At 73.1% G+C, this 23,446-nt stretch carries 29 protein-coding genes; 19 read left to right on the forward strand and 10 right to left on the reverse strand.

The annotated features are described in order from the left end of the window. Positions 1 to 95: 95 nt before the first annotated feature. The 3 genes from ACIOD2_RS00880 (at position 96) to ACIOD2_RS00890 (ending at position 3,623) form a co-directional block, all read left to right on the forward strand. A complete protein-coding gene (locus ACIOD2_RS00880; RefSeq protein ID WP_400532809.1) occupies positions 96 to 836 on the forward strand; it encodes an IclR family transcriptional regulator in 741 nt (246 codons plus the stop codon). A 61-nt stretch (positions 837 to 897) separates the two neighbouring features. Further along, positions 898 to 2,706 (forward strand): glycoside hydrolase family 3 protein, encoded by a 1,809-nt coding sequence (locus ACIOD2_RS00885; RefSeq protein WP_400532811.1) that lies wholly within the window; start codon positions 898 to 900, stop codon positions 2,704 to 2,706. Between the two features lie 5 nt (positions 2,707 to 2,711). Next, entirely contained in the window at positions 2,712 to 3,623 is a 912-nt protein-coding gene (locus ACIOD2_RS00890) for an alpha/beta hydrolase fold domain-containing protein (RefSeq protein ID WP_400532813.1), read from the forward strand. A gap of 38 nt (positions 3,624 to 3,661) precedes the next feature. Here the strand turns inward: ACIOD2_RS00890 and ACIOD2_RS00895 are convergent, their stop codons facing one another. The 4 genes from ACIOD2_RS00895 to ACIOD2_RS00910 are packed head-to-tail and all read right to left on the reverse strand — an operon-like array spanning position 3,662 to position 7,183. Then, entirely contained in the window at positions 3,662 to 4,387 is a 726-nt protein-coding gene (locus ACIOD2_RS00895) for an alpha/beta hydrolase fold domain-containing protein (protein WP_400532815.1), read from the reverse strand. Then, a complete protein-coding gene (locus tag ACIOD2_RS00900) occupies positions 4,384 to 5,643 on the reverse strand; it encodes an amidohydrolase family protein (protein ID WP_400532817.1) in 1,260 nt (419 codons plus the stop codon). Before ACIOD2_RS00900 ends, ACIOD2_RS00895 begins: the two co-directional genes overlap by 4 nt. Before the next feature lie 37 nt (positions 5,644 to 5,680). Beyond that, entirely contained in the window at positions 5,681 to 6,445 is a 765-nt protein-coding gene (locus ACIOD2_RS00905) for an SDR family NAD(P)-dependent oxidoreductase (RefSeq protein ID WP_400532819.1), read from the reverse strand. Positions 6,446 to 6,454: 9 nt separating this feature from the next. Continuing rightward, positions 6,455 to 7,183, reverse strand: coding sequence for an SDR family NAD(P)-dependent oxidoreductase (locus tag ACIOD2_RS00910; RefSeq protein ID WP_400532821.1), 729 nt, complete (start codon positions 7,181 to 7,183; stop codon positions 6,455 to 6,457). A gap of 126 nt (positions 7,184 to 7,309) precedes the next feature. Between ACIOD2_RS00910 and ACIOD2_RS00915 the strand changes: the two genes are divergently transcribed. Genes ACIOD2_RS00915 through ACIOD2_RS00925 form a run of 3 tightly spaced genes read left to right on the forward strand, consistent with a single transcriptional unit; the run spans position 7,310 to position 9,599 of the window. After that, positions 7,310 to 7,891: a carboxymuconolactone decarboxylase family protein gene (locus tag ACIOD2_RS00915; RefSeq protein WP_400532823.1), complete on the forward strand. Its 582-nt coding sequence runs from the start codon at positions 7,310 to 7,312 to the stop codon at positions 7,889 to 7,891. Next, positions 7,888 to 8,760, forward strand: a complete 873-nt coding sequence (locus tag ACIOD2_RS00920; protein WP_400532825.1) for a fumarylacetoacetate hydrolase family protein — start codon at positions 7,888 to 7,890, stop codon at positions 8,758 to 8,760. The genes ACIOD2_RS00915 and ACIOD2_RS00920 overlap by 4 nt, the downstream gene beginning before the upstream one ends. After that, entirely contained in the window at positions 8,760 to 9,599 is an 840-nt protein-coding gene (locus tag ACIOD2_RS00925) for a fumarylacetoacetate hydrolase family protein (protein ID WP_400535361.1), read from the forward strand. The genes ACIOD2_RS00920 and ACIOD2_RS00925 overlap by 1 nt, the downstream gene beginning before the upstream one ends. A 751-nt stretch (positions 9,600 to 10,350) precedes the next feature. Here ACIOD2_RS00925 and ACIOD2_RS00930 read toward each other — a convergent pair. Further along, positions 10,351 to 11,337, reverse strand: a complete 987-nt coding sequence (locus ACIOD2_RS00930) for an aldo/keto reductase (RefSeq protein ID WP_400532827.1) — start codon at positions 11,335 to 11,337, stop codon at positions 10,351 to 10,353. A 101-nt stretch (positions 11,338 to 11,438) separates the two neighbouring features. Between ACIOD2_RS00930 and ACIOD2_RS00935 the strand changes: the two genes are divergently transcribed. Then, the gene (locus ACIOD2_RS00935) at positions 11,439 to 12,245 is read left to right on the forward strand and encodes a helix-turn-helix transcriptional regulator (protein WP_400532829.1); all 807 of its coding nucleotides are present in this window, start codon (positions 11,439 to 11,441) and stop codon (positions 12,243 to 12,245) included. A 7-nt stretch (positions 12,246 to 12,252) separates the two neighbouring features. Here the strand turns inward: ACIOD2_RS00935 and ACIOD2_RS00940 are convergent, their stop codons facing one another. Beyond that, on the reverse strand, positions 12,253 to 12,474 hold the full coding sequence (locus ACIOD2_RS00940) for a hypothetical protein (protein WP_400532831.1): 222 nt from the start codon (positions 12,472 to 12,474) through the stop codon (positions 12,253 to 12,255). Positions 12,475 to 12,562: 88 nt separating this feature from the next. Here ACIOD2_RS00940 and ligD (ACIOD2_RS00945) point away from each other — a divergent pair, with 88 nt between their 5' ends. The 7 genes from ligD (ACIOD2_RS00945) to ACIOD2_RS00975 all read left to right on the forward strand — a co-directional run bounded on the left by ligD (ACIOD2_RS00945) (position 12,563) and on the right by ACIOD2_RS00975 (position 16,562). Beyond that, positions 12,563 to 13,483 (forward strand): non-homologous end-joining DNA ligase, encoded by a 921-nt coding sequence (gene ligD / locus ACIOD2_RS00945; RefSeq protein ID WP_400535363.1) that lies wholly within the window; start codon positions 12,563 to 12,565, stop codon positions 13,481 to 13,483. A 46-nt stretch (positions 13,484 to 13,529) separates the two neighbouring features. Beyond that, complete coding sequence (locus tag ACIOD2_RS00950) at positions 13,530 to 13,700, forward strand: hypothetical protein (protein ID WP_400532833.1); 171 nt, start codon at positions 13,530 to 13,532, stop codon at positions 13,698 to 13,700. A 29-nt stretch (positions 13,701 to 13,729) separates the two neighbouring features. After that, positions 13,730 to 14,134 carry an STAS domain-containing protein gene (locus tag ACIOD2_RS00955; RefSeq protein WP_400532835.1) on the forward strand — a complete coding sequence of 135 codons (405 nt, stop codon included), beginning with the start codon at positions 13,730 to 13,732 and terminating at the stop codon, positions 14,132 to 14,134. Positions 14,135 to 14,195: 61 nt separating this feature from the next. Then, positions 14,196 to 14,615 (forward strand): DUF6292 family protein, encoded by a 420-nt coding sequence (locus ACIOD2_RS00960; RefSeq protein ID WP_400532836.1) that lies wholly within the window; start codon positions 14,196 to 14,198, stop codon positions 14,613 to 14,615. A 33-nt stretch (positions 14,616 to 14,648) separates the two neighbouring features. Beyond that, positions 14,649 to 15,632 carry a non-homologous end-joining DNA ligase gene (gene ligD / locus ACIOD2_RS00965; RefSeq protein WP_400532838.1) on the forward strand — a complete coding sequence of 328 codons (984 nt, stop codon included), beginning with the start codon at positions 14,649 to 14,651 and terminating at the stop codon, positions 15,630 to 15,632. Positions 15,633 to 15,672: 40 nt separating this feature from the next. Further along, positions 15,673 to 16,101 (forward strand): hypothetical protein, encoded by a 429-nt coding sequence (locus ACIOD2_RS00970; protein ID WP_400532840.1) that lies wholly within the window; start codon positions 15,673 to 15,675, stop codon positions 16,099 to 16,101. Beyond that, the gene (locus tag ACIOD2_RS00975) at positions 16,098 to 16,562 is read left to right on the forward strand and encodes a GNAT family N-acetyltransferase (RefSeq protein WP_400532842.1); all 465 of its coding nucleotides are present in this window, start codon (positions 16,098 to 16,100) and stop codon (positions 16,560 to 16,562) included. Before ACIOD2_RS00970 ends, ACIOD2_RS00975 begins: the two co-directional genes overlap by 4 nt. A 1-nt stretch (position 16,563) precedes the next feature. Here the strand turns inward: ACIOD2_RS00975 and ACIOD2_RS00980 are convergent, their stop codons facing one another. After that, a complete protein-coding gene (locus ACIOD2_RS00980; protein ID WP_400532844.1) occupies positions 16,564 to 17,073 on the reverse strand; it encodes a hypothetical protein in 510 nt (169 codons plus the stop codon). Positions 17,074 to 17,234: 161 nt separating this feature from the next. On the opposite strand from ACIOD2_RS00980, the gene ACIOD2_RS00985 reads away from it, so the two are divergent. Next, a complete protein-coding gene (locus tag ACIOD2_RS00985; RefSeq protein WP_400532846.1) occupies positions 17,235 to 17,576 on the forward strand; it encodes a DoxX family protein in 342 nt (113 codons plus the stop codon). On the opposite strand, the gene ACIOD2_RS00990 is transcribed toward ACIOD2_RS00985, so the two are convergent. Continuing rightward, positions 17,577 to 18,401, reverse strand: coding sequence for an alpha/beta fold hydrolase (locus tag ACIOD2_RS00990; RefSeq protein WP_400532848.1), 825 nt, complete (start codon positions 18,399 to 18,401; stop codon positions 17,577 to 17,579). Between the two features lie 100 nt (positions 18,402 to 18,501). On the opposite strand from ACIOD2_RS00990, the gene ACIOD2_RS00995 reads away from it, so the two are divergent. Then, the gene (locus tag ACIOD2_RS00995) at positions 18,502 to 18,663 is read left to right on the forward strand and encodes a hypothetical protein (protein ID WP_400532850.1); all 162 of its coding nucleotides are present in this window, start codon (positions 18,502 to 18,504) and stop codon (positions 18,661 to 18,663) included. A gap of 7 nt (positions 18,664 to 18,670) precedes the next feature. On the opposite strand, the gene ACIOD2_RS01000 is transcribed toward ACIOD2_RS00995, so the two are convergent. Further along, positions 18,671 to 19,693 carry an alpha/beta hydrolase gene (locus tag ACIOD2_RS01000; protein ID WP_400532852.1) on the reverse strand — a complete coding sequence of 341 codons (1,023 nt, stop codon included), beginning with the start codon at positions 19,691 to 19,693 and terminating at the stop codon, positions 18,671 to 18,673. Positions 19,694 to 19,827: 134 nt separating this feature from the next. On the opposite strand from ACIOD2_RS01000, the gene ACIOD2_RS01005 reads away from it, so the two are divergent. The 3 genes from ACIOD2_RS01005 to ACIOD2_RS01015 are packed head-to-tail and all read left to right on the forward strand — an operon-like array spanning position 19,828 to position 21,501. Then, positions 19,828 to 20,520 (forward strand): hypothetical protein, encoded by a 693-nt coding sequence (locus tag ACIOD2_RS01005; RefSeq protein WP_400532854.1) that lies wholly within the window; start codon positions 19,828 to 19,830, stop codon positions 20,518 to 20,520. Further along, positions 20,520 to 21,071 carry a DUF6529 family protein gene (locus ACIOD2_RS01010; RefSeq protein ID WP_400532856.1) on the forward strand — a complete coding sequence of 184 codons (552 nt, stop codon included), beginning with the start codon at positions 20,520 to 20,522 and terminating at the stop codon, positions 21,069 to 21,071. The genes ACIOD2_RS01005 and ACIOD2_RS01010 overlap by 1 nt, the downstream gene beginning before the upstream one ends. A 10-nt stretch (positions 21,072 to 21,081) precedes the next feature. Next, entirely contained in the window at positions 21,082 to 21,501 is a 420-nt protein-coding gene (locus tag ACIOD2_RS01015; RefSeq protein WP_400532858.1) for a Rieske (2Fe-2S) protein, read from the forward strand. A 203-nt stretch (positions 21,502 to 21,704) separates the two neighbouring features. Here ACIOD2_RS01015 and ACIOD2_RS01020 read toward each other — a convergent pair whose 3' ends face one another. Beyond that, complete coding sequence (locus ACIOD2_RS01020; protein ID WP_400532860.1) at positions 21,705 to 23,357, reverse strand: hypothetical protein; 1,653 nt, start codon at positions 23,355 to 23,357, stop codon at positions 21,705 to 21,707. Between the last annotated feature and the right edge of the window lie 89 nt (positions 23,358 to 23,446).

The following is a 23,446-nucleotide window of genomic DNA, read 5'->3' on the forward strand; positions in this document are numbered from 1 at the left end:
TGTACCGTGAGGGGGATGCCAATCAATGGAACACCGATGTCGATATGACCGATTCCGCGCGGGTGCGGGGCCGCCGTCCGGCCCATGGTGAACCCGTGGTCGATCGCGCGCTTTCCCTGCTGGCGTCGTTCGACGCGGAGCATCGGACCCTCACGCTGGCGGAGCTGAGCAGGCGGGCCGAGATCCCGCCGAGCTCGGCACTGCGGCTCGCGAACCGGCTCGTGGACTGGGGTGCGCTGGAGCGGGACGACGCCGGCCGCTTCTGCGTCGGGCTCCGGCTCTTGGAGGTCGCGACGCTCGCACCGCGCGGCCACGGCCTGCGGCAGGTGGCGCTGCCGTTCATGAACGACCTCGCCGAGGTGACCCACCAGCACGTCCAGCTGGCGGTGCGCGACGGGATGCAGGCGATGCTCGTCGAACGGCTCTCGGCGCACCAGGCCGCGCCGGTCGACTACCGGATCGGCGGGCGGCTTCCCTTGCACTCCACCGGTGTCGGGCTCGCGCTGCTGGCCTTCGCGCCGAAGGAGGTGCAGGAGGAACTGCTCTCCAAACCGGTCTACAGCGAGCCGGACAACCGCCTGATCGCCGCGGACGTCCTGCGCCGCACGCTGGCCGACGTCCGGCGCGAGCGGCTGGCGATCTTCCGGCGGGAGGACGAGCACGAGTCGATCGTCTCGGTCGCCGCGCCGGTGTTCGGCCGCGACGACGTCGTGCTGGGGGTGGTGGGTGTCCTCGTCCCGAAGCGCGTCGCTCAGCCGCGCCGGCTGGGCCTGGCCGTGCAGACCACCGCGCGGGGTATCTCCCGCGAGCTCGGCGCCGCCGCCACACGCATCTGACGCTGCCATTCAATGGAACTGACGTAGGTGCACGCGGCCGCGTGCCGCCATCCTCGGCGCCATGCTCCCTGTGCTCGACGACAACGGCGTCGCCTTCCGCGATCTCGACGGCGACGGCGTGATGGCCCCGTACGAAGACCCGCGCCGCCCGGCGGAAGAACGGGTGCGGGACCTGCTTTCCCGGATGACGGTGGCGGAGAAGGCCGGGTTGCTGTGCCACGCGCCGGTGTCGGTGGCGCCGGACGGCGGGCTGGTCGATTCCCCCGCAGGGCTGCTGCCGACGGCGCCCACGACGTCCGTGCTGCGCGACGGGCACCTGCGCTGCCTGAGCCTGATGGCCCCGGTCGCCGCCGGGCCGCTGGCCCGCTGGCACAACCGGGTCCAGGACGTCGCGGCGCACAGCCGGCTGGGGATCCCGGTGCTGTTGTCGTCGGACCCGCGGCACTCGGCCACCGAAAACCCGCTGACGTCGGTGGCCTCCGGCGGCTGCTCGCGCTGGCCCGAGCCGCTCGGGTTCGGCGCCCTGGCCGACGAGGAGCTGGTGCGCGAGTTCGCCCGTACCGTGCGGGCGGAGTACACGGCCGTCGGCATCCGGCTGGCGCTGCACCCGATGGCCGACCTGGCCAGCGAGCCGCGCTGGGCCCGGATCTCCGGCACCTTCGGCGCCGACCCGGACGTCGTCGCGCGCCTGGCCGCGGCCTACGTCGAAGGCCTGCAGGGACCGGCGCTCGGCCCGGGCTCGGTGGCCGCGATGGTCAAGCACTGGCCGGGCGCGGGGCCGCAGGCGGGCGGGCTCGACGCGCACTTCGCGTCCGGGCCGGACCAGGTCTACCCGGCCGGGCGGTACGAGCTGCACCGCGACCGGTTCCGCCCGGCACTGCGGGCCGGGGCCGCGGCGGTGATGCCGTACTACGGCCGTCCGGTGGGTGTGCCCGGGCTGCGTGAGGTCGGGTTCGCGTTCGATCCCGAGGTGGTGGCCGGGCAGCTGCGCCGCGGCGAGGGCTTCGACGGCCTGGTGTGCACGGACTTCGGGCTGCTGACCGACAGCGTGCTGGCCGACGGGACGGTGTGGCCCGCGCGGGCCTGGGGCGTCGAGCACCTGGACCGGGCGGAGCGCGCCCTGCTCCTGCTGGACGCCGGGGTCGACCAGTTCGGCGGGGAGTGGTGCCCCGAGGTGATCACGGGCCTGGTCGCGGCGGGCCGGGTGCCCCAAGCGCGGCTCGACGAGTCCGCGGGCCGGGTACTGACGCTGATGGTCCACTTGGGACTGTTCGAGAACCCTTACGTATCCGAGGAAAACGCGGTGCGCACGGTCGGACGTTCGGACTTCACGGCCGCGGGTGCGGCGGCCCAGCGGCGATCGATGGTCCCGCTCGACTCCGGAATCCTGCCGCTCACCGAGGGCATCCGGCTCTACGTCGAAGGCGTCGACCCGGCGGTCGCGATCCGGTATGCATCCCTTGTGGACACCCCGGCCGCGGCCGACGCGGCGCTGGTGCGTCTCGGCACGCCTTACGAACCCGCGCGGCGGCTGCCCGAGGCGTTCTTCCACCAGGGACGGCTGGACCTGCCTGCCGACCGCCGTGATGAGCTGGTCGCGCTGGCCGCGACGGTGCCGACCGTCGTGGACGTCTTCCTCGAGCGCCCGGCCGTCCTGCCGGAGGTCGCCGCGGCCGCGGATGCGTTGCTCGCGGACTTCGGCGCCTCCGACGAAGCCGTGCTGGACGTCGTGTTCGGCCGCGCGCGGGCCGAAGGCCGGTTGCCGTTCGAACTGCCCCGCTCGATGGCCGCCGTCGAGGCGCACCCCGAAGACCTGCCCGGCGGGACGGCCGACCCGCTCTTCGCACTCGGACACCCCCAGAAAGGCTGAGCCGCATGCCGATCCACCCCGCCGTCGTCGAGAAGCTCCCGCTGCTCGACGGCGTCCCCTCGTTCGAGGCGCTGGTGACCGATCCCGCGTTCCAGGACCGGATGATCCGGTTCATGACGCCGTCCGTGGGCGGCCCGCCGCCGGCCGTCGAGACCCGCGACGAGAAGGTGCCCGGGCCGCACGGGCCGATCCCGGTCCGCGTCTACGCGCCCGGTGAGGGGCGGCCGTGCCTGGTCTGGCTGCACGGCGGCGCGTTCAAGATGGGCGACCTCGACATGCCGGAGGCGGACTGGGTGGCGCGCGAGATCGCCGCCCGCGCGAGCGCGACGGTGGTCAGCGTCGACTACCGGCTCGCCGTCCCGTACCCGGTGCCGCACGACGACGTCGTCGCCGCGGTCCGCTGGGTCCGTGACACCCTGGGCCCGTCCCGGATCGTGCTGGGCGGCGCCAGCGCGGGCGGCAACCTCGCGGCGGGCGCGGCCCTGCGCCTGCGCGACGCCGACGGCTGGCAGCCCGCCTCGCTGGCCCTGGTGTACCCGGTGCTGCACCCGGAACTCCCGCCGCCGCCGGCGTCCCTGACCCGGCTCATGACCGAAGTGCCGCCGCTGCTGCACTTTCCGCCGGACGAGGTCCGCTCGATCACGGAGGCCTACCTCGGCGGCCCGGTGAGCAGCGCGGACGGCTACGCGATGCCGGGCCTGGCCGTGCTGGCGGACCTGTGCCCGACCCTGCTGCTCACCGCGGAGTACGACGACCTGCGGCCGTCCGGTGAGCGATTCGCGGGAGCCCTGGCGGCCGCCGGGGTGGATGTGCACCACGTCCAGATCTGCTCGATGCTGCACGGTTTTCTCGGCCTGCCCTCGGCGATCGAGCCGGTGGACCGGGCTTTGACGCTTATCGCGGGTACGCTCGCGTAGCCCACGCAGGTACTTCCCCGAACGCCGCCTCGGGAAGCTCAGACGAGCGCGTGCAGGAACTTCGCCGATCGGTCGACGATCGCGCCGATGTCCCGGGCGTCCGTCCACATGTGACGGGCGCCCGGCACCAATTCCAGTTCCACCGGCGCACCCGCCGCCCGCAACGCCGAGGCCAGTCGCTCGCTCTGGGACGGTGGCACCAGGTCGTCGGCGTCGCCGTGCATCAGCAGGATCGGCGGCGCGTCCCCGTGCGCGTAGGTGAGCGGGCTCGCCGCCCGCGCTCGCTCGGGATCGGCCGAGGGGGACACGCCGAGCAGTTCGGCCTCCCGTGAATCGTCGGCCGCGCCGGTGAGATCGTCGCCCAGGCCCAGGAGGTCCGTCGGCGGGTACCACGCGACGACACCGTCCACGTCGCCGCCGTCCAGCGCCGTCAGCAGGGCCAGGTGCGCGCCCGCCGACTCGCCCCACAGGAACGTCGCGGCACAGTCCACTTCGGACCGCAGCCACGCGATGGCCGCGCGGACGTCGTCCAGCTGCGCGGGAAAACGTGCCTCCCCGCTGAGCCGGTAGTCCACCGCGGCGACCGCGAAACCCCGCTCCGCCAAAGTCGGGCACAGGTCCGCGGGGATCGTCTTCCGCCGCGATCCGCGTCGCCAGCCGCCGCCGTGCAGGTACACGATCGCCGGGTGCGGGCCGGGGCCGGACGGCAGGTGGAGGTCCAGCTCCAGCGGCCGGAAGCCGAGGACTTCGCGGTAGACCGTCACGCGGCGGGCGCCTTGTGGAACCGGCCGCCCTGCATGATCGCCAGCAGGTTTTCCTTGTCCTGCAACAGGGTCACGTCCGCAGTCGGGTCACCCCTCACCACCAGGACGTCGGCGAAGTAGTCCTCCGTCAGCACACCGACCGGCATGTCCAGCACCTGGCCACCGTACTGCGTGGTGGCGCGCAAGGCCTCCGCGGGGGAGTAGCCGAACAGCCGCACGAACAGCTCCAGGTCGCGCGCGTTGCGCCCGATCGGGTTGTTCGGGAAACCGTAGTCACCGCCGGGCAGCACCCGCAGACCGCGTTTGCGCAGCTCCGGGTAGAGCTGCTCCATCGCGGCCAGCGACTTCACCGAGCCCATCTTCTCCGCCAGCGCGGCGTCGATGCCGAACTCGGCGCCCTCGTGGACGTTCGCCCACATGATGCCGACCGCGGGGGACAGGAAGATCTCGTCCTTGTGCTCCTCCAGCAGGTCGATCGCCTCCTGATCGGCGTAGGAGCAGTGGTAGACCGACCGGAACCCGCTGCGCACGGCCAGCTTGATCGACTCCGGCGACTGCGCGTGGCAGTTGAGCCACACCCCGGACTCGCGGGCCTGCTCGCCCGCCGCGGCGGCTTCCTCCGCGCTGTACTGCGTGACCATCGAGCCGCCTTCGAAGAAGACGTCGTCGTTGCTCATCAGCAGCTTGACGCTGTCGAAGCCGAGCGCGGCCTGCTCACGGATGAACGCGCGGACCGCCTCGGGCCCGATCTCCTTCGGCGTCGGGCCGTCCGGGCCCATCTGCACCGGGTTGTTGTCGCGTTCGAACGACGCCGCGCGCATCCGCGGGCCCGCCGTCAGCCCGGCGGCGATGCGGTCGCGCAGCCGCACCTCGGTCGGCACCGGCGTCAGCGAACCCGCGGAGTACGCGCTGGTGAAGCCGTGGTCCAGGAGGATCCGCGCGTTGCGCTCGGCGAGCGCGAGGTGCTCGTCGGGCGTCGGCATGTGGTGGAAGAACGAGACGTCCAGCGGTGGGTTGAACGACGGGTCGACGTGCCCGACGGCGGACGGGAACGTCAGGTGCGCGTGCGACTCCACCAGCCCCGGCATGACCGTGGCGCCGCGGCAGTCGACGACCTGGTCACCCGGCTCCGGTTCGACGCCCGCGCGCACGGCCTCGATCCGGTCGCCGCGCACCACGACGTCAGCCGGCACGGCCGGGGAGCCCGTCCCGTCGAACACTCGGCCGCCGGTGAACACCACTCTGGTTTCGCTCATTGTTCCGTCCTCACTGACGAAATGACGAAATGACGAATCAGGCGCCGATCATGTTGTAACCGCCGTCGGCGACCATGAAGCTGCCGGTCATGTGGCTCGCGTCGTCGGACGCGAGGAACAGCGCCGTCCCGGCGAGCTCCTCCGGGCCGGGGATCCGGCCCAGCGGGGTCGCGTCCCGCAGCTTCTCCGCGCGGCCGGTCTTCCAGTCCTCACGCCCGAGCGTCGCCTCGGTCTCCATGAAGCCCGGCGCGAACACGTTCACCCGCACGGTGGGGGCGAGGGCGTGCGCGTAGGACTTGGTCAGGCCGATGATCCCGTACTTCGCCGCCGCGTACTGCGGGGCGCGGGCGCTGCCGCGCGCGACGACGGTCGAGCCGATGTTGACGATCGCGCCGCCGCCCTGGGCGAGCATCCGGTCACCGAACTCGTGGGTGCACAGCAGCGTGCCCTTGATGTCCACGGCCAGCACGTGGTCGATGGACTCCTCGGTGATGTCCCGCCAAGACATCTGGTCCCTGGCGACGTCCCCGACGTTGTTCACGGCGACGTCGACCCGGCCGAAGTGGCTCCACACGTCGTCGGCCATCCGGCGGATCTGCTCGTGCTCGGCGATGTCGGCCTGTACGAGGAACGCCTTGCGGCCCAGCGCTTCGACGCGTTCCACGGTGCGCTCGGCACCCTCGCGGGACCCGCGGTAGTGCACGGCCACGTCGGCGCCCTCCTCGGCGGCGCGCACGGCGATCGCGGCGCCGAACCCGGTGCCGGCGCCGGTGACGAGGACGACCTTGTCGGTGAATCGCACAGAAACTCCTTAAACGAGGGTGCGGCCGCCGTCGGCGTACAGGACGTGTCCCGTGACGAACGCCGAGCGGGCGGAGCAGAGGAACAGGATCGGGCCGAGCAGGTCGTCCACCGTGCCGAGGCGGCCGGCGGGGACCAGCGACGTCAGCTCGTCGCGGACGCCGGGCTTGCCGAGATGGTGCCGGGTCAGCCCGGTCTCGGTGTAACCGGGGGCGACGGCGTTCACGGTGACGCCGCTCGCCGCCCACTCCCGGGCCATCACCCGGGCGAGCTGGTTGACCCCGCCCTTCGTGGCGGCGTAGGGCGCGTGGTGGGGGTGCGCGAGCAGGCCGGAGACCGACGACAGGTAGACGATCCGGCCGTGCCCGGCCGCCGTCATCACCGCGCCCGCGGCCTTGCCGGTCCAGAACGCGCTGCCCAGGTTGAGCCTGACGATGTCGTCCCAGACCTCGTCCGGGGTGTCGAGCACCGGGCGCCGGTCGTTGACGCCGACGGCGTGCACGAAGACGTCCAGCCCGCCCAGCAGCTCGGTGGCCCGGGCGACGCACTCCCGGCTGCCCTCGGCGGTGGTCAGGTCGGCCTTGAGCGTCTTGGTCCCGACGGCGGCCAGCCGCTCCTCGTCGACGTCGGCGACCACGACCTCGGCCCCCGCTTCGGCGAGCGCGGCGGCGACCCCGCCGCCGATCCCGCCGGCGCCGGCCACCAGGGCCTTCCGCCCGCCCAACCCGAGCCAGTCCACCCGCACGCTCCTCTTCGGTTCTTGGTCCACCCCACGCTAGGTTCCGGAGGCCGGGACGGGGAACGGCCGTGCCATTGGTTGGCACATCCGGGCGCACCGGGCGGGGGCGCTGGTGGGATGGGCGGCATGAGCAGGCTGCCGCACCTCACCCCCGACGACCTCGAACCCGACCAGCGGGCGCTGTACGACGAGATCACCGGCGGCCCCCGCGCGGCCGGACCGCAGCGGTTTCCCCTGGTCGACGCGGCCGGCCGGCTGGCCGGTCCGTTCAACGCGATGCTCGTCGCGCCCCCGGCCGGGCAGGCGCTGCAGGCGCTCGGCGCCGCGATCCGGTATTCGACGACACTGGGGGACCGGATCCGGGAGCTGGCGATCCTCGCCGTCGCGGCCCGCTGGGACAGCGCGTTCGAGCGGTACGCCCACGAGCCGCACGCGCTCGCCGCCGGGCTCACCGAAGCTCAGGTCGAGGCCGTCCGCGACGGCTCACTGCCGGACCTGGCCGACGAGACCGAGCGGGCGGCGCTGCGGTTCGTGTCCGCGCTGCTGCGCGAGGAGGACGTCGACGACGTGACTTACGCCGAGGTCTTGCCAATCATTGGCAACCGGATGGCCGTCGAGCTCACGACTTTGGTGGGCTACTACGCGACGCTGGCCCTCCAGCTGCGTGTGTTCCGCGTGGCCGACCCCGCAGGAAGTGGACCCCGATGAAGCTCGTCACCTTCAACGACAACCAGGTCGGGCGCATCGCCGACGACCAGGTGCTGGAACTCGACACCGCCTCGACGCGCGAGTTCTTCGAACGCGACCGGGACGTGCCCGAGACCGGCCGCCGCTACCCCCTGGCCGACGTGCGCCTGCGCGCGCCGATCGTGCCGAAGAAGTTCTTCCACACCGCCGGGAACTTCCGCGAGCACCACGAGGACCTCGTCCGGGTGAACTGGTCGCACCCGGTGAACAAGGGGATCGTCTTCTTCCAGAACGTCGACGCGATCATCGGCCCGGAGGAGCCGATCGTCTACCCGTCGCACCTGACGTCCGAGCTGGACTACGAGCTCGAGCTGGCGATCGTGCTCGGCAAGCCGGGCAAGTTCTTCAGCGCCGAGCAGGCGGCCGAGCACATCGGCGGTTACCTCGTCTTCAACGACATCACCGCGCGCGACATCCAGCGCCGCGAGATGCAGTCCGGCGTCTTTTCGTTTTCGAAGGCCATCGAGACGTTCTGCCCGATCGGCCCGTACATCGTCACCGCCGACGAGATCGAGGACCCGCACAACCTGGACATGGAGCTGCGGGTCAACGGCGACGTCCGGCAGAAGTCCAACACCGGCCGGATGTCCGTGTCGATCCCGCAGCTGATCGCCTACCACTCGCCGCAGACCTACAGCGCGGGCGACCTGATCACCACCGGCACGGTCGCGGGCGTCGCGGCCAGCACCGACGACCCGTTCGCGAACTACCTCAAGCCCGGCGACGTCGTCGAGGCCGAGATCGAGGGCATCGGCGTGCTGCGCAACCCGGTCGTGTCCTGGGAGGACGCCCACGGCACCCCGCCGCCGGCCGCGGACCAGTGGGTCTGATGCGCCTGTCCACAGTGGACGACCGCGCGGTCCTGCTCGTCGGCGACGGTTTCGTGGACGTCGCCCACGCGAGCGACGGCCGGTTCGGCCCCGACCCGATGGCCGTCCTCGAGGAGTGGACGGCGTTCCGGGTGTGGGCGGCGAACGCTTCGCTGCCCACCGCGGAGCCCCTGGCCGGCCGTGCGCTCGACGCGCCCGTGCCGCGGCCGCGCCAGGTCTTCGCGATCGCCCTCAACTACCCGCCGCACGCCGCCGAGGCGGGCTACCAGCCGCCGGCGGATCCACTGGTGTTCACCAAGTTCCCGAGCTGCATCACCGGCCCGGACACCACGGTGGAGCTGCCCGGCGACCGCGTCGACTGGGAGGTCGAGCTGGTCGCGGTGATCGGCGCCGGCGGCCACCGGATCGCGGCCGAGGACGCCTGGGAGCACGTCGCCGGGCTGACCGTCGGGCAGGACCTGTCCGAACGCGGCGTCCAGCTGCTCGGCACCCCGCCGCAGTTCTCGCTGGGCAAGTCGTTCCCGGGCTTCGGCCCGACCGGCCCGGCCCTGGTGACCCCGGACGAGTTCCCCGACCCGGGAGACCTGCGGCTGACGACCGAGCTGAACGGAACGGTGGTCCAGAAGTCCCGGACCGGCGAGATGATCTTCGGCATCCCGGAGCTGATCGCGCGGCTGTCGGCGATCTGCCCGCTACTGCCGGGCGACCTGATCTTCACGGGAACCCCGGCGGGTGTCGGCAACCGGATGAGCCCACCGCGCTACCTGGGGCCGGACGACGTGCTGGTCAGCCGGATCGAGGGAATTGGGGAGCTGCGCACCCGGTTCCGGGCCGCCTGAGCCTGCTGCGAGGTGTCGATGGAGGATTCTGGCCGCTGAGCGACCAGAATCCTCCATCGCCGAACGCCGAGGGCTCTTGTCGGGCCGCGACCTACTCCCGGCCCGCGGGGGCGAAGGTCGCCGTGCCGGGTCTCCGGCGGGCTGTATGCGAGGTTCTCGGGTGGTGCCGGTCAGCTGGGTTGCTGCACCACTCGTGTTTCCCGGCCGCTGCGGCCTACTCCCGGTCCGCCGAGGCGAAGGTTGCCATGCCGGTTCCCCGGCGGTCTGCAGGCGAGGTTCTCGGGATGGTGCTGGTCAGCTGGGTTGCTGCACCACTCGTGTTTCCCGGCCGCTGCGGCCTACTCGCGGCTCGCCGAGGCGAAGGTTGCCATGCCGGTTCCCCGGCGGTCTGCAGGCGAGGTTCTCGGGATGGTGCTGGTCAGCCGGGTTGCCGCGCCACCCGTGTTTCCCGGCCGCTGCGACCTGCTCGCGGCCCGCCGAGGCGAAGCTCATGTCCTGGTACCGATCCCCGGCCACCTGCCCGGCCAGCGGCTCACGGCGGTGCAGGTCGCCGGGTTTCCCGTGACCTGCACCGCGAGTACTCGAGCCGGATCGCGCCGCGTTGCGATCCGGCTCCCGTCAGCGGGACCCCGGTCCCTACTCGCGGTCCGCCGAGGCGAAGGTCGACATGCCGGGTTCCCGGCTGCCTGCACGCGAGGTTCTCGGGATGGTGCCGGTCAGCCGCACAACCCGCCTTCCCAGCCGCCGCGGCCTACTCCCGGCCCGCCGAGGCGAAGCTCATGTCCCCGTACCGATCCCCGGCCACCTGCCCAGCCAGCGGCTCCAAGGCTGCCACCTCGGCGTCGGTCAGCTCGATCGCCGCACCCGCCGTGTTCTCCGCGACCCGGGTGCGGCTGCGGGTCCCGGGGATCGGCACCACCGGCAGGCCGAACACGCGCTCCCGCCCGTGCAGCCAGGCCAGCGCGATCTGCGCCGGCGTCGCGTCCCGTGCCGAGGCGATCTCGCGTAGCGGAGCCAGCAGGTCGGCGTTGGCCGTGGCGTTGGCGCCGGCGAAGCGCGGCAGGTCGCGCCGGGCGTCGCCGTCGGCGAGGTGGACCGGGGCGCCGGCCAGGACGCCGCGGCCCAGTGGTGAGTAGGGGACCAGGGCTACGCCCAGCTCGGCCGCCGTCGGCACCACCCGAGTCTCGATGTCGCGGCTGAACAGCGACCACTCCGACTCGACCGCCGCGATCGGGTGCACCGCGTGCGCGGCCCGCAGCTCGTCGGCGGTCACCTCGCTCAGGCCCAGGTGCCGGACCAGCCCGGCTTCGACCAGCTCGGCCATCGCGCCGACGGTGTCCTCGATCGGCACCGCGACGTCGCGGCGGTGCAGGTAGTACACGTCGACGTGGTCGACCCCCAGGCGGCGCAGGCTGGCTTCGGCGAAGCCGCGGACGCGGTCCGGGTCGTTGACGATGCCGCGCGCCCGGTCCGCGAGGCCGAACTTCGTCGCGAGGACGATCCGCTCGCGGTGCGCGGCGACGAAGGGCGCGAGGAAGGTCTCGTTGGCACCGTCGCCGTACGCGTCCGCGGTGTCGAACAGCGTGATGCCGAGCTCCAGCGCCCGTTCGAGGGTGGCGCGGGACTCCGCTTCGTCCGTGTGCCCGTAGTACGCCGTGTTGATGGCCATCGCGCCGTAGCCCTGGCGGCCCACCAGCGGGCCGTTCGCGCCGAGGCGCACCTTGCCGAGTTCGTTCATGCTTCGAGCGTGTGCCTGGCCGCCGCGGGCAGCCAGCGTCACGCTCACCCTAGGTATGGCAGAACCACCTTCGCCGTCGCGCGGCGTCCTATCCTGGGACCGTGAGCACCATCGGCGACTTCCTCCGCTCGCGCCGCGCCCGGCTGACCCCGGCCGACGTCGGACTCGCCGACTTCGGCCGCCGCCGGGTGCCGGGCCTGCGCCGCGAAGAGGTCGCCCAGCTGGCGGGGGTCAGCGTGGACTACTACGTCCGGCTGGAACAGGGCCGCGGGCAGCACGTGTCGGACTCGGTACTCGACGCCGTCGGCCGGGTGCTGCGGCTCGACCCGACCGAGCACGCCTACCTCAAGGACCTCGCCCGGCCGCGGCGCGCGGCGGACCCGGGCCGGCCGCCGGTCCGCGACTCGGTGCGGCGCCTGCTCGACGGCATCGGCGACGCGCCGGCGGTCATCGTCGACCACCGGATGGCCATCGTCGCCGCGAACGCGCTCGGCGCGGCCCTCTTCAGCCTCACCGACGACCCGGCGAGCCACGACCGGCCGCGCGAGTTCTTCCTGAACCCCGCGTCGCGCGACTTCTTCGCGGACTGGGACGGCGACGCCGAGACGGTGGTCGCGGAGCTGCGCCTGCAGGCGGCCCGCCACCCGGGTGACCACGTGCTCACCGACCTGATCGCCGAGCTGACGGCCGAGAGCCCCGAGTTCCGCGCGTTGTGGGCCGAGCACCCGGTGCGGGAGAAGCAGTACGGCGTCAAGCGGGTGAACCACCCGGTCGCCGGACCGCTGTCCCTGACGTACGAGCGTCTCGGGGTGGCCGGCGACGACGAGCACGTGCTGGTCGTCTACCAGCCCGAGCCCGGGACGCCGACCGCGGAGCGCCTGGGCCTGCTCGCGGCGCTGGCCGTCTGACGGGCCGCTACTTCCGGCGCCCCGCCGCCTTGGCGCGGTCGTGCGCCCACCCCGTCAGCACGACGCCGATCGCCGTCGCGACCAGGTAGCAGACCAGCGTCCCCGTGAACCCCGCGTCGAGCCAGCCGAGCAGGCCGACGTTCCCGTGGTCGATCAGCAGGCGGATCGCGCCCTGCGCCCCGGCCACCGTCAGAACCATCCCCAGCACCTGCAGCACGTCGAACTTCATGGTGTCCCCTCCCGTTGGTGATACGACTGCATCATAACCAGGAGTGACCGACGCGCTCAACTGCCGGGAGCGCGGTAGCGTGTCCGGCGTGGCGGGGAGCCGGATCACGGTGCGGGTGGGCGAGCGGCAGCTGACGCTCTCGAACCTCGAAAAGGTGCTCTACCCGAAGACCGGGTTCACCAAGGGCGAGGTGCTCGACTACTACACCCGGATCGCGCCGCTGCTGCTGCCGCACATCCGCGACCGGGCCATGACGTTCGTGCGGTTCCCCGACGGCGTCACCGGCGGCTCGTTCTTCGAGAAGGACGTCTCCCGGCACGCCCCGGACTGGGTCCGCACCGCCCGCCTCGCCGTCGGCGGCCGCGGCAAGGAGCACGAGATCGTCGCCTACCCGCTGATCAACGACCTGCCCGAGCTCGTCTGGGCGGCCAACCTCGCCGCGCTCGAGCTGCACGTCCACCAGTGGACCGTCGACGCCGACGACGAGCGGAGCACCCCGGACCGGCTGGTGTTCGACCTCGACCCCGGGCCCGGCGCGACCGTGGTCGACTGCTGCCGGGTCGCCGAGCGGCTCTACGACGTGCTCACCGAGGACGGCTTCACCCCGGTCGCGAAGACCAGTGGCTCCAAGGGCATGCAGCTCTACGCGGGCGTGGTGACCTCCGACGGCGGTGAGACGTCGCAGTACGCGAAGGCGCTGGCCGAGCGGCTGGCCGCGGAGACCCCGGACCTGGTGGTCGCGCGGATGACGAAGACCCTGCGCCCGGGCAAGATCTTCATCGACTGGAGCCAGAACAACCCGTTCAAGACCACGGTGGCGCCGTACTCGCTGCGCGGGCGCGACGAGCCGACGGTGTCGACCCCGGTCACCTGGGACGAGGTGCGCGCCTGCCGGCACGTCACGCACCTGCGGTTCACCGCGGACGAGGTCCTGGAGCGCGTCGCGGACATCGGTGACCTCTTCGCGGACCTGGAACGCACGCGCGTGCCGATTCCGGCATTCGGCTGAATTTCGGAAAACGCAATTCCCCGGTGAATGGTTGCCGGTTCTCGCCGTGCCCGTCGTATCGGCCGGAAGAATTGCCGGATACCGGCGGTACCAGGGCGATTCGATCGTCCTCTTCGGACTGGTGCACGTGCAGACGGCCGTGTCGGTGCACGCCCTCCGGAACGGGATCTTCCCGTTGTGCGCCAAGGTGGACGGACTGGGTACGGTCTACGCGTAAACCGTCAGGATGAGCCGCCGGAGCCGGTCATGAGGATCCAGAAACCACCGCGGCTTTCGCGAGCCTTCGGCCGCAGTTCGCCGGGCGCGTTGTGCGAGCCGTTCTCGGTCACCACCACGTTCGAAGGTGATCGGTGCGCGGTCGTCGCCGTGGTGGGCGACATTGATCTCGCCACCGTCGGAATTCTTGTCGAATGTATTGAAACCGCGGTTCGGGCGGGCGGGGTGCTCGTCGTCGACCTCGCGGAGGTGACGTTCTGCTCGGGGGCCGGGCTCCGCGCGCTGCACGGGGTGCGGCGCGGGGCCGAGCTCGCGGCCGTGCCGGTCGCCTGGGTGGTGCGGAGCCCGCGGGTGTGGCGGTTGCTGCGGGGGACCGGCGCCGCCGGGTTCGCCTGCTACCGGGACCGCGCCGACGCGCTCGCCGCCGTCGGCTGAGCGCGGTCTCGACCGGCCGGGCAGGGCGCCCGGCCGGTTTCGGAGGAGGGAAAGGAAACGGGTGTCCGGCCTGATCGACGCCGATCTCGAGTTCTGGTTCCAGCGCGGCCTGCGCGCCTACCTGGGCGAGGTGGCCAGGGCGCTCGGCTTCGGCCTCGAGTCGTGCACCGTGGACGTCGACGTCCCGGTGTCGGCCTACCTCGCGGTCGACTGGCGCCTGCGGCACTTCCCGGAGCGCGACGTCGCGCTGCTGTGGGACGAGGTCCACGGCTGGGCGGTCGCGGTCGAGGCGGCCTGCGGGGAGGAGATGATCGTGCTGGCCTACCTGGGCGGGGCCGACATCCTGCCGGACCCCCGCGTGATCGTCCGGTTCCTGGCCGCGCTGCGCGCCGGTGACCTGGCCCATGACGGGCCCGGCTCGCCCGTGCTGCGCCGCGCCGGCAGCCACCAGGAGCTGCTGCCCCTGCTGCCGACCGGTTAGCGCGCCGGGGCTCGATCCTCCACACTGGACGCCATGGCGGGGACGGTGCCGGACGCGGTTGCGCCGATGCTGGCCGTCGACGGGCCGCTTCCCGACGACGACCACCACGGCTACGAGTGGAAGTGGGACGGCTTCCGCGGCTGCGTGCGCGTCGCGGGCACCGGCGAAACCCGGATCACCAGCCGCAGCGGCAGCGACCACACCCCTCGCTACCCGGAGCTCGGCGACGTCTTCGGGCCGGCGCTCGGCGGCCGGGCCGCGGTGCTGGACGGCGAGGTCGTCGCGCTGAACGCGGCCGGGCGGCCGGAGTTCGAGCTGATGCAGCGCCGCGCCATGCACGAGCCGACGCCGAAGCTGCGCGCGGAGGTCCCGGTCGTCTACTTCGCCTTCGACCTGCTGCGGGTCGACGGCGAGTCGCTGCTGACCGTGCCGTACGCGCAGCGGCGCGAGCTGCTGGCCGAGCTGGTGCGCCCGGCGGACGGCCGGATCGTCGTGCCGCCCTGGTACACCCGCGCCGACATCGCGCCGGCCGAGCTGCTGGCGACCGCGGCCGAGCACGGCATCGAGGGCGTCGTCGCGAAGCGCCTGGACGCGCCCTACCTGCCCGGCGCCCGGTCGCCGTTGTGGACCAAGCGCGCGCTGACCCACACGGACGAGGTGATCGTCGGCGGCTGGCGTCCCGGCGCCGGCCGCCGCGCGGGCACCCTGGGCGCGCTCCTGCTGGGCGCGTACGACGACGAAGGCGCGCTGGTCTACCTCGGCGACGTCGGCACGGGTTTCACTGACGACGCGCTCGAGAACCTCAGCGCGGTGCTCGCCCCGCTGGCCCGCCCGGCGAGCCCGTTCGACACCGAGGTCCCGCGCGACCGCGCCCGCGGCGCGCACTGGGTCGAGCCGACGCTGGTCGGCGAGGTCGTCTACCGGCGGATCACCCCGGACATGCGGCTGCGCCACACCTCCTGGCGCGGCCTGCGCCCGGACCGGACCCCGGACGAGGTCCGAGTCCCGCTGTCGTGAGTGCCGGAAACTGTCGGTGGCCGGTGGTTTCATGGGCGCCATGACGACTTCAGTCCTGCAGGCTCCACCCGCGCGCATCCACCGGCCGGACGTCACGGTCATGGAGCAGGCCACCGTCGACGAGCTGCCCGAGATCCAGAAGCTCTGGCCCGCGTTCGAGCGGCTGGTCGGGCTGCGCGGGCGCAAGATGTACGGGCGCGCCGACGTCAAGGCGAACACCTACACGGCTTGCACGCCGGTCAAGGACGACGACCGGCCGGCGGAGTTCGGGCTGGCGACCGGGGTGCTGGCCGGCGGCTGGTACCTGCGCGGGATCCTGACCGGTGAGCCGCCCGCGATCTTCGGGAAGATCGGCCCCGGGATGGCCGAGCTGGAAGGCGCCGAACCCGTCGACCACGGCCGCCCGCTCGTCGAGTTCTACCGCCGCAACGACGTCATCGAGCTGTGGGTGCCGGTGTTTCCGGCGTGACCGGGCCGATGGAGCTGGTCGAGATCACCGGCGAGAACCGGGACGCCGTGTGCGCGCTGGCCGTGCGGCCCGGCCAGGAGCGGTTCGTCGCGTCGGTGGCGCGGTCGCTGGACGACGCCGTGGCCACGCCCGAAGCCGAGCCCTGGTACCGGGCCGTCTACGTCGGCGGCGAGCCCGCCGGGTTCGTCATGCTCAGCTGGAACGTGCCGCCCGGGCGGCCGGGCATCCTCGGGCCGTACTACCTCTGGCGGCTGCTGATCGACGCGCGCCACCAGGGGCGCGGGCTCGGCCGGGCGGTGCTCGCGCACGTGGCCGGCCTCGTGCGCGCGGACGGCGGCACCGAGCTGCTCACCAGCCACCAGCCCGACGACGACGGCCCGGGTCCCTTCTACGCGAAACTGGGGTTCCGCCCGACCGGCGAGATCGACGACGGTGAGGTCGTGGTGCGGCTCGTCCTTTGACTCAAACGAGCAAGAGGGCCACGTACACCCCGCCGCCCGCGGAAAGCAGGCCGAGGAGCAAACCCGCCCACCGCGGGATGTCGTAGTCCTCCAACAGGAGTTCGCGGACGAGCGCGATGAGGAGGCCGATCGAGGCGACGACGATGATGCCGATGTCGTTGCCCACGGTGTTGCGCAGGTCCACGACCGTGCCGTTCTTGCGCACGGAGACGATGTCGTCCGTCGTCTTCGACACCTGGACCACGACCTGCGTCCCCGGCTCGGTGTCCAGCGCCTGCTGTTCGTCGCCGAACTCGAAGTCCCCGGTCGCGCTGCGGACGGTGATGAAGTAGGTCGTGTACGGGGTCGAGTCCTGGGTCGCCTCGTGGTGCTGCTGCCGGTGCCCGACGACGGTGCCCTCGATGCTGTAGGTCGGCGCGTCCCGCACCTCGAGGTCGTGGACGGCGTAGGTGAGCACGCCGGCCGGGACGCCGAACCACAACAGGGTGCCGATGAGCCGCAGCACGATCATCGCTTCAGCCTTCCGTCAGGCGGCCTCTGGCGGGAGGGGGTAACGACCGTCCTCGGAAGTGACCACGGTCACGTCGCCGGCTGTCACACGGGCGCGGTCCCCGGGGTCGAGCAGGTGACGGTCCCCGAACCCCGGGGGCCGGAAACCCTTGAGGAGCCCCGATGTCCACCGCCTACCTGATCGTCAGCATCGTCGGTGCCGCCATGGCCGGGTTCTCGGCCTACTCGGTCTTCAGCCACGCGAAGTGGGTCGTGGAGCCGCTCGCCGAGTACGGCGTGCCCCGCTCGTGGTGGCCGTGGCTCGGCACCGCCAAGGCCGCCGGCGCGGTCGGGCTCGTCGTCGGCCTGTTCGTCCCGGTGATCGGCGTCGCCGCCGGCATCGGCCTGGTGCTCTACTTCACCGGCGCCGTCATCACCGTCGCGCGGGCGAAGTCGTACGCGCACCTGGTCTTCCCGGTGGTGTACATGGCGCCGGTCGTCGCTTCGCTGGCGCTGGCGTCCTGATCAGCGCTGCGTGAGCCAGCCGAGTGCGTCGGCGGCGTGGTCGAGCACGGACAGGTGCCCCTCGGCGGGGTACGGCCGGAACTCCGCGGCAGGACAGTGCGCGGCGAGCCACGCGCCGTGCGTGGCGGGGATCAGCCGGTCGTCTTCGCCGTGCAGCACCAGCAGCGGTGTGGTGATCGACGCCGGATCGCAGCCCCACGGCGTGACGTACGCGAGGTCGTCGTCGACGAGCCCGCCGATTCCGCCGTCGAGGGCGGCGCGGACGACGTCGTTCAGCCACGACTGCGAACCCTCGAGCGCGGCGAAGTCCGCGGCCGTGAAGATGTCCGGGTCGAATTCGGCGCCGGCCTCGTGTTTTTCCTTGGCCGCCCGGCCTTCGGCGGCGGCGCGCAGCGAGGCCGCGCTCGCCGGCGCCATGCCGCCGAACCAGTCGAGCCCCGCCGCGCCGAACGGCGCCATAGCGGAAATGCTCACCGCGGCGACGACCCGGCCGGGCAGGAGCGCGGCGCAGGCGAGGGCGTGCGCCCCGCCGCCCGAGTGCCCCATGACGGCGAACTCGCCGAGGCCCAGCGCGTCGGCGACGGCGGTGGCGCACGCGGCGGCGTTCGCGATGTCGCGCCCGGGCACCGGCGTCGAGGTGCCGTACCCGGGCCGGTCGTAGGCCACCCACCGGACGCCGGGGGACGCCCGCACCAGCGGCGCGGGCGGCGTGCCGGTGTTGGGCGTGCCGTGGTGCCACAGGACGGTGAGCCGGGCGGGCCCGCCGGTGTCGTGGACGTGCAGCGTCCGGCCGTCGGGCAGCGCCAGGTCGGTCTCGGTCACCATGGCCCGACCCTAGCGGCTGTAACGAAACCCCGGTGCCGGTCCGGCTTCTGCACGGTGTCGACGCCAACCCGGCCGACGACCACGGCAGAAGCCCGGCACGGTGTTCAACGCCAACCCGCGGTCCGCCGACTACAGCCCGGCGAACTTCAACCGCCTCGCCCGCTACCTGCGCCAGCAGGGCAAGCCCGCGCCGGCCGAGGCCGCACTGCACACCCGCCAGCTGGCCCGGCGCGACGACGTGATCCGGCAGGCGGGCGGCTGAACCGCCGTCAGCGGGCCAGCCGTTCCGCCAGCCAGGCCAGCGAAAGCGGGTAGCGGTAGTCGATCGCGGCGTGGCCCGCGTCGAACAGCTCGAAGTGCACCCGCTCGTCCGGGACGCCCGCCTTGGCCAGCTGGTCGCGGAACGCCTGCGCGCCGACGTCGAGGTAGTACTCGTCGCGGGTGCCCGCGTCGATCCAGACCGCGCGCAGCGAGCGGACCGCCTCCGCGTGGTCCGGCACCATCCGGACCGGGTCCCAGTCGAGCCAGCGCTGCCACGTCTCCGGCCGCAGCACGCCCGTCGCGGGGTTGAACGGCAGCTCCGGCTTGCCGTCCTCACCGGGGGAGAAGCAGGCGGAGACGCCGATCAGCTGCAGCAGGTTCCCGTCCTCCGGCTTGGTGAACGCCGGGCGGGCGCGGAAGTCCGCCCACCACCGCTGGATGTCCTGGTCGTAGCCGCGCAGGGCGCGGACGGCGTCGCCGAAGTCCGGGACGTAACAGAGTTCGTACAGGGTGTCGCCGGCGTGGGTGGCCAGCGCGCCGAACAGGTCCGGGCGCAGCATCGGCGTGATCATCGCGCCGAACCCGCCCGACGACTTGCCCGTGATCGCGCGGGATTCGCGGTCCGGGATGGTGCGGTAGTGCTCGTCGACCCACGGCACGATCTCGTCGCACAGGTACGAGTGGTAGCGGCCGGTGCCCGGCGAGTCGACGAACTGCGAGCCCCCGTAACCGGTCCACGCGTCGACGTACACCACGACGCAGCCGGGCGCGCCGTTGGCGAACACCGCGTCGGCCGTCTCGATGAACGGCTGCCGGAACGGCGTCCGGTTGGCCCACATCGCCAGGTGCCCGGTGTAGCCCTGGATGACGTACACGACCGGGTAGCGCTCGGTGCCGTCGTCGTAGCCCGGTGGGACGTACACCCACAGCGGCCGCTCGTGCGGGTCGCCGAGCGGATTGCCGCGCAGCAGCGCGGAGTTCACGGTGTGCCGGTCGAGCCGGCCGGCGAAGTCGCCGTCCCAGGGCAGCATGCCGCCAGTCAACCACGCACCGACCAGTTGCGTGGGCTAAGCGATAGCTGTTTTCCTCGCGTAGCGTTTGAGCCGCTTCGACCCGACTGCCGTGTTAAGGGCACGGTGGTGGGTAGGGAGATGCGGGGAAGATCATGAAACGTCCGGGGCCGTTGTTCACATTGCTCGCCGGGGTCGTGCTCGCCGGCGGGATCGGGATCACCAACCTGGTGACGGGGACCGGCGTGACGCCGGTCGCCGGGGCCGCGAACGCGGCGGGGGCACCCTCCGCGACGGAAGCACCCCGGACGGAGCCGCCCAAGACGGCTCCGCCGAAGACGTCCGAAGCGCCGAAGTCCGACGCACCGGCGCGGGCGGACTACGCCGGGCGTGTCGAGGGTGGCGGCGCGTCGGTGGCGGTGTCGATCCGCGACGGCCACGCGATCGCCTACGTCTGTGACGGCAAGAAGGTCGAGGCCTGGCTGCAGGGGGTGACCGTCGGCGGGAAGCTGGACCTCAAGGGCCCCAAGGACGCGAGCCTCGCCGGGAGCTACAACACCGCGGCGGTGACCGGCTCGGTCACCGCGGGCGGCAGGACGTGGCGGTTCACGGCGGGCCCGGCCAAGAAGCCCGCCGGGCTCTACCGCGCTGCGCCGAAGGTGCGGGGCAAGGCCTCGAAGGCCGGCTGGATCGTCCAGGCCGACGGCAGCCAGGTCGGCATCCTCACCACGGACGACCAGTCCGCCGCCGCGCCGGTGCTCGACCCGGCGGCGCGGACCGCGACGGTCGAGGGCGCCCTGGTGGTCGCCGAGCCGATCAGCGGTGTCGACGGGGCGGGTGAGTTCTGATGACCGCCCCCGCCGCCGGCAACCGGGCCGGGTCCGTGCTGCTCGTGCCGCTGCTGGTCGGCGCCGTCGTCGCGGTGGCGCTCGGCGTCTACGGCAACCTGCACACCCCGACCGGGGTGGCGGTGAACGTCGCGGGCTTCTCCGGCCCGCAGGCGGTGAAGGCGTGGCTGGCCACGGTCGTCGTCGTGCTGGCGCTCGTGCAGCTCGTCACGGCCCTGGTGCTGTACGGCAAGCTCGGGCGCAGCGCGCCGGCGTGGGTCTCGCCGGTGCACCGCTGGTCGGGCCGCCTGGCGTTCCTGGTGTCGATCCCGGTGGCGCTGCACTGCCTCTACGCGCTCGGGTTCCAGTCGTTCGACACCCGCGTCCTGCTGCATTCGCTGCTGGGCTGCTTCTTCTACGGCATCTTCGTCGTGAAGATGCTGCTGCTGCGCCGTGACGGGGCGCCCGGCTGGTCGCTCCCGCTCGTCGGCGGGCTCGTGTTCACCGCGCTGGTCGGGCTCTGGCTGAGCGCGTCGTTGTGGTTCTTCACCCAGTCCGGCTTGACCTTCTAGGGGGACGATCGTGCGCGACGAAGAAACGCTGGGCCGCCGGACGGCGCTCGCGGTGCTGGGTGCCGGGCTGGTGGCGGGCTGCAGCACCTACGGCGGCGGCGCGGGCGGGACGTCCGCGGCCCAGCAGCCCGCCGCGGGCAGCGGAACCGAGCTGGGCGCGGCGGGCGACGTCCCGGTCGGCGGCGGGAAGGTGTTCGCGGACAAGAAGGTCGTGGTGACGCAGCCGGCGGCGGGCACGTTCGCCGCCTTCTCGGTGATCTGCACCCACCAGGGCTGCGCGGTCGACGCCGTGGCGGACGGCACCATCAACTGCCCCTGCCACGGCAGCAAGTTCAAGATCGCCGACGGCTCGGTCGCGGCGGGCCCGGCGACGCAGCCGTTGGAGAAGAAGTCGGTCACGGTCACCGGCGGGAAGATCACCCTGGCCTAGGTCGTGCCCGGCAGCGCCGAGTCGGCCGCTCCGATCGGCAGGGCCGGCACGGGCACGGGCTCGGTTGTGTCGAGGTGCATTCCGGCTACCGCGCGGAATCGTCCGGCCGGCTGTGTGGCCGCGAGGTGACGATGGAGGAATGGAGACGTCGGACGGCCAGAATCCTCCATCGACAAGCCCCGGCCAACGGCCATCCTGCGAAGCTAGGTGTAGGCCTTGCTGATCGTCGCCGGTGGGGCGGCGCCCGCCGGCACTGTCCACAGTGGAGTCGAAGTGTCCGGGTCGCCGGACAGCACGGTCCGGCCGTCGGTGCAGGTGTAGCGCGCGGGCGGGGGCGCGGCGGCGCACTGCAGGCCGCTTGCGAGGGTGAGCAGGAACGGGCTCGCCGTCCCGCCGGCCGCCGGTGGTGCCGGCAGGGCGCCGGGGTAGGTCAGCAGCACGCCCCTGGTCGGCGACGTCGGGCAGACGACCTGGTGCCGCGGATTCGCCGCCGTGGCGGCGAAACACGGGTCGTACGCCTTGTCCCCGGCCGTGCAGCGGTAGGCGTCGTGCCGGCCGGACACCGCGGACACCGCCGGGCAGGCGCCGGACGCGGCCGTGGTCCGGATGTCGGCGGCGACGCGCGTGCCGGTCCACGCCCGGTAGACGACGGCCTGGGTGAACGGCCCGGTGCCGCGGCTCGCGGTCAGCGGCACCTCGACGCCGGGGCTGCCCGCGGCGTCGGCGAGCCAGCCGGTCAGCGGGCCGATCCCGGCCGCCAGGAAGCTGTGCAACGCGCCGGCGTCCGCCGTGCCGCACGCCGTGAGCGCCGTCCAGGTTTCCGCCGCGACCTGCGCGAACGGCCGGTCGGCGGCGTAGTGCGCGGCGCCCGCCTCCGCCGCGCAGGCCAGCACACCCGGGTCCTGCTCGAGCTCGCCGGGCCGGTCGAGCGCCATGCCGAAGAGCCCGGCCGCGCTGTGGGCCGTCCAGGCCAGCGCCAGCCCGAGGTACGGGCCGGGGTCGGCCTGACCGCGGATGGTCGCCGGCAGGCGGGTGACGGGGACGTCGTAGGTGACGCCCGCGCCGGGCCAGAGCAGGTCGTGGAACCGGGGCTGCGGGAACAGCTGGACGGCGGACGTGCTCGGCGCCGCGGTGCGGGCGGTCGGCTCCGGCCAGCCCGGCGGCAGGACGAGCCGGTACGGCACCCGTGCGTTCGACGTCAGGGTGACGCTCGCGCCGCCGCCGTTCGCGGTCACGCACGCCCGGACCGGCGACCGCGGGTCGGTCCCCGCCGCTCCACCGACCTCGACGGTGAGACCGGCCGAACTGGCCGCGCGCCCGAGGCACGTCGCCGGCGGGTCCGCCGCGGCCTGGCCGACACCCCGGCCGAGCGCGGCGAAGTCGAGCAGCCCGCCCCAGAACGCGCCGTCGGGTGCCAGATCCGCGACGATCCGGTGGGTCTCGGTGTCGTAGGTCGCGAGGGTGAGGCGCGTTCCGTTCGCGGTGACGACGACGGGCGCGAACCCGGGCGGCGGCGCGGCGGGCACCGGGATCCGCACCTGGACCGGCAGCCGCGGCCGCGCACCGGCGTCGAAGGTCAGCTCGGCGCCGCCGCCGCTCCGGCGCGCCGCCGGGGTCAGGGCGCCCGGCTCAGGCGCGGGGTGGGCGGACAGCCGGGTGCCGGGCACGACGGCGTCCGGGGGCACGACGACCTCGATGTCCCCGACGGTCAGCGTCGCGCCCGCGGCCCCGGTCACCTCGGAGGCGTCCCCGGCGGCGGCCAGCCGCTGCTGCACCAGCACCCCGCCGGCGCCCAGCAGCAGCGCGACCACGGCGGCCGCCAGGGCCAGCCGGGCCGGCCCGTGGTCCGTGGCCATCCGCGCCTCCCAACACCTGCTCGTCCAGTCTCCGGACCGCACCCGCTCGTTAGCCGTCGTCGCCCAACCGTGACCGGGACGCATTATGG

The sequence above is a fragment of the Amycolatopsis sp. NPDC088138 genome, from assembly GCF_044741685.1.
In the GTDB taxonomy this organism is placed as follows: Bacteria; Actinomycetota; Actinomycetes; order Mycobacteriales; family Pseudonocardiaceae; genus Amycolatopsis.